Source organism: Pseudomonadota bacterium (assembly GCA_039028935.1).
Lineage (GTDB): Bacteria > Pseudomonadota > Gammaproteobacteria > Steroidobacterales > SZUA-146 > SZUA-146.
In genome coordinates this window covers 1-4,903 of the sequence record JBCCHD010000073.1, presented here as the reverse complement: position 1 = coordinate 4,903, position 4,903 = coordinate 1, and the positions used below count along the sequence as shown (strand labels likewise).

4 protein-coding genes are annotated in these 4,903 nt (G+C 55.4%); all 4 read right to left on the bottom strand.

What is annotated here, in order from left to right; translation table 11 throughout:
- A partial coding sequence (locus AAF465_17210; GenBank protein ID MEM7084463.1) for a class I tRNA ligase family protein occupies nt 1-418 on the bottom strand: 418 nt, incomplete at its 3' end.
- A gap of 99 nt (nt 419-517) precedes the next feature.
- On the bottom strand, nt 518-1,591 hold the full coding sequence (locus AAF465_17205; protein ID MEM7084462.1) for a type IV pilus twitching motility protein PilT: 1,074 nt from the start codon (nt 1,589-1,591) through the stop codon (nt 518-520).
- A 9-nt stretch (nt 1,592-1,600) separates the two neighbouring features.
- The gene (locus AAF465_17200; protein ID MEM7084461.1) at nt 1,601-2,698 is read right to left on the bottom strand and encodes a PilT/PilU family type 4a pilus ATPase; all 1,098 of its coding nucleotides are present in this window, start codon (nt 2,696-2,698) and stop codon (nt 1,601-1,603) included.
- A 5-nt stretch (nt 2,699-2,703) separates the two neighbouring features.
- Nucleotides 2,704-4,903 (bottom strand): HEAT repeat domain-containing protein (locus AAF465_17195; GenBank protein MEM7084460.1); only part of this gene is annotated, 2,200 nt, incomplete at its 5' end.

Below are 4,903 nucleotides of genomic sequence, written 5' to 3'. Positions count from 1 at the left end.
GGTCGGGCAGGAACATTTTTTCCTGCGCATCGTACGCTTGTGTGATGGTGCGTCGGTCGATATGTCCGTCCGCATCTAAGCGCTTAAAAATGCCTTCGACCAGTTCGCGGTTTTCGGGCGAGTGTGTGGTGTAAAACTCGTCGAACCCCACGTGAAAATCGTCAAAGTCTCGAATGTGTGACGCGCGCATGCGCTCAACCAGCGCCTCAGGCTCAATGCCTTCTTTGGCGGCGCTGAGCATGATTGGGGTGCCGTGCGCGTCGCTCGCGCACACACTGATGCAGTCGTTACCCGCCAGTCGCTGATACCGCGCCCAAATATCGGACTGCACATAGCCCACCATATGCCCAATATGCAGCGCGCCGTTGGCATAGGGCAGGGCAGTCGAGATCAGAATTTTGCGGCCGTGTTCAGACATGGGTATCCAGTGCGAAAAACCTACGATGAGAGCCGTAATTATGCCACAGGCGCTGTGCCGCGGCGCAGCGAATGCTCACCGCTCCACGTGGCCGCCATGTCAGTCGTCTTCGGCGCCGGGTGGCGCAAATTCCTTGAATGCGGACTTGTGATTGGCTTTTAGGTAGGCGTCTTCGCCGGTGATCTGGCGTCGCTGCACGAGGCGCTTTAGCGCGCCGTCCATGGTTTGCATACCGGCTTGCGCGGCGCCTTGCATCGAGGTTTCGATCTGGTCGAGTTTGCCTTGGCGAATCAGGTTGCCGATCGCCGAGTTGTTGATCATGATTTCCATTGCCGCGACCCGGCCTTTTTGATCGACGCGCTTGAGTAGTTGCTGTGCGATCACGCCGCGAAGCGAGGTCGACAGCATGGAACGAATGTGGCCCTGTTTGTCCGCTGGGAAGGTATTGATAATCCGATCGACTGTGGCCGCGGCGCTGTTCGTATGGAGCGTTCCCATTACCAATATGCCGGTTTCCGCCGCGGTCACCGCAATGCTCATGGTTTCGAGGTCGCGCATCTCACCTACCAGAATCACGTCGGGGTCTTCGCGCAGCGCCGATTTGAGCGCCGCGGAGAAACTGTGCGTATGCACACCCACCTCACGCTGGCTGATCAAGCAGCCTTTGCGTTTGTGCGTAAATTCGACCGGGTCTTCAATCGTGAGAATGTGGCCTTTGCGCGTCTCATTGATCTCGTTGATCATCGCGGCGAGCGTAGTGGACTTGCCCGAGCCGGTTTTGCCCGTCACCAATACGAGCCCTTGTTTTTCTTTGCACAGGTTGCGAATCGCGCGCGGTGCTTTGAGGTCGTCAAGCGTCAGCGCATCACCTGGAATGGCCCGCATAACCGTGCCCACGCCGTTTAGATGGCGGAGCACATTGACGCGAAAACGGGCCTGTTCGTTGAGCTGATACGCAAAGTCAGCACCATCGTGCTCTTCGAACTGTTTGCGCGCCTCTGGCGTGAAGATTTCGTCGATGATTTCGCGCGTTTGATCGGCAGTTAACGGGCTGTCGCTCAGGTTTTGAAGATCACCATACTGCCGCATGCGCGGCGGATCGCCCGCCATGAGGTGCAGGTCTGAACCATCGCCCTCGAGCATCATAGTGAGATACTGATCGATCTGTGCCATATGCGTTCCCTATCCGTCCTGTTCGAGTTTTAGACCCGGCAGAATGTTCGTGTCGGTGACAAACTTCTCAAACTTCGATTTGTCCTCGGCGTACAGATAGGCGTCGTCGGCATTGACCAGCCGTGCCGTGACGGCGTCAAGCAACGCTTGATCCATCAGCTGCATACCAAGATGTTTACCGGTTTGAACCTGAGAGGGAATCAAATGGGTTTGATCGTTGGCGATAAGCTTGGCAATGGCCCGAGTCATCACCATGATCTCCAGTACCGCTTTGCGCCCTTTGCGGTCGGGTGTTTTGACAAGAATCTGTGAAATCACCGCCTGCAGGCTCTGCGACAAAAAGCTCTTCGCTTGCTCGCGTTCCTCGGATGGCAACGCATCCAAAATACGATCGATGGATTTAACCGCTCCGGTGGTGTGCATGGTACCGAGCACGAGATGACCGGTTTCAGCGGCGGTCATGGCCATGGAAATGGTTTCCGCGTCGCGCATTTCGCCGACCAGAATCACGTCGGGGTCTTCACGCAACGCCGCCCTTAAGCCGTCGGCGAACGAACTTAAATGCGTGCCGACTTCGCGTTGTATGACTTGTGAGCGCTTACTCGGGTGTACAAATTCAATGGGGTCTTCGAGACTTAGAATGTTGAGCGGTCGCGTCGAATTCAAGTGATCGATCATTGACGCGAGCGTGGTGGACTTGCCGGTGCCCGTAGCGCCGGTGACCAATACAAGACCCTGCCGCAGGTCGGTGAGTTTTTCGACGATATCGGGCAACCCGAGTTTGCTCATTTCTGGAATGGTGGTGGGGATATGTCGAAATACGGCACCGGGCCCCGTCACCTTGTGGAACAGGTTCGCGCGAAAACGGCCACCCTCATCGGTCACGTACGAGAAATCGAGGTCGTCGCCGCTCGCGTATTTCTTCTGCTGTGCCTGCGTTAAAATTTCGTCGAAATAGCCCTCGAGTTCCGTCGCTTTGAGCTCGCGAAACTTAATTGGAACCAGATCGCCGCTGAGTCGCAGCATCGGGGGTACGCCCACCGCGAGGTGGATGTCGGAGCAGCCCTGCGCGAGCGCGAGTTTCAGGAACGCATCAATTCGTGCCATAAACGTTATCCGATAATTGCTTCGAGGTCCGTGCGGAACGCTTCCATCGATTGATAGCGCTCAGTTTTGTCCACGGCCAGCACTTTGTCCACCATTTTGACCACGTACTCTGGCACGTCTGGATTGCGTTCTTGAATGGGCGTGTAATCGCCCTGAACATGTTGGTACATCACCGCCATATGATCACCCTCTGTATAGGGCGGTTCACCGGCGAGCAGTTCGTAAAAAATCACACCGAGGCTGTAAATGTCAGCGCGCTGATCGACTTTCTTGCCCAGAATCTGTTCAGGCGCCATGTATTTTGGTGATCCGATCACATAGCCGGTTTTGGTTAATTGGGTATCACCACTGGATTGCGCCGCTGCGACACCGAAGTCAACGACTTTGACCAAACCGTCGTTATTGACCAGCACGTTGGCGGGTTTGAGATCCCGATGCACAATGCCAACATGGTGTGCGACCGACATACCAAGCGCGATGTCGCGCGCGATCTCCGCGGCTCTTTTGACGGGCAAGGGCTGATTGTTTTTGATTTCGCCACGCAGCGTGTGCGATGGAAAATATTCCATCGAAATGGCGTAAAGGCCACCCAAGCGCAAAAAGTCATAAATGCGAATAACGTTTTTGTGGGTAATTTTTCGTGAGTAACGCAGCTCGTGGACAAATCGCTGCATCATTTCCTCATCGGCCGAAATATTCTGATTGAGGAACTTCAGCACGAGCCGCTCTGAGACGATCGTGTCTTCAACCAAAATGACGGTGCCGAATGCCCCTTTACCGATGTTCTGAATAAACTTGTAACGGCCTTCAATGACATCGCCGGCCGACAGGTTGCCTATGTCCAGTGACGGGGCCTCAGTGGCCGCTTCCTTGATTTTTTCAGGCGCGTTTTCAACCAGCAGCGTCATGTTCGGCTCAGCCATGCGCTCGGCGCGCTGGTTCTCGGCGAGCATGGTCGTGGAGAAACGGGCTTCGACATCACTCAGTGCGCGTTCCATCGCTTTCTTAATTGAGTCGTCGTCGCTGTTGAGTTCCTCGGACAACGCCTTGACGGCATTGGACGCGCCACTTTCATCAACCAAGAGCGTGACGGCGGCGGCGGCCTCGAGTTTGATTTCTTTTTCACGACGGGACAGAAGCGGCACGATAAATTTGAGTTCACGCGCGCTGCCCAGCTCGCTGATCGCACGCAAGGCGGCGGGAATCGACTTTGGATGGCCATCCAGCATTTCAATGATCGGTGGTAAGGCTTTTGAGTCACCAATTTCCGTGAGCGCATCAACAGCCCGTTCGCGCACCCACCAGTCCGGGTCTTTGGTTGCCCCCACCAGATAGTTAGTGGCCTTATCCGATTTGGTGCTGTTGAGAATTTCGATCGCGGCACGTCGAATTTGCTCATCGTCGTCGTTGACCAGTTCGAGCACCGCATCGACCACGCGGTCCCCGCCGATGGTCGCCAGTGCATCCGTCGCGCGCGAACGTACCCACCAGTCGCTGTCATTGAGGGCATCGAGCAAATCTTTGATCGAATCGGTGCTCGCGACTTCGTTTAGCACTTCCACAGCGGCACGGCGTGCATACTCGTTTTCATCTTGCAGCGCCGGCAAAATGTGTTTCACCATGTTTGGGTGGTTGATCGACACCAACACATCGACCGCTTTGTTTTGCACGTCGATGTCTTCATCGAGCAACAGCTCGCACATCACCGTGATGTCAACATCCGAGCCCATTCGCGACAGTGCCGACAACGCGGCTTGCTTTACGTCATTGTCGCGATCATTGAGCTGATCCTGAATCGCCTTTTGCACCTGAGGTCCAGGGAAACGCGTCAGCGCGGCAATGATGTAACAGCGGATGAGCGAATCTTTGCCAGAGATGCGCTCGAGTAGATCGGGCACGATGGCTTCGGTGGCCATCTCTTGGACCATTTTCATGGCGACTTCTTTTTCGCCGTGCTCCATGTTGTAGGCGGCGCTCAGCAGTTTGCGTACGCTCAGTCGATCTTTATGGGCACCCATGATCTTGAGGATTTGCGCCGCCGGAATCGAGTCGTCATCCAAAAAGTCGAACAAGGTATTGGGGTCGAAGCCTTTCGAAGACGACAGCGCCCAGGTGACGCCGCTCGCCACGCGTTTGTTGTCGTGTTCGAGCGCCCGCACAAAATTGGGCAGGTTTTTGCGATTGATGTTTTGACTGAGGATGTCG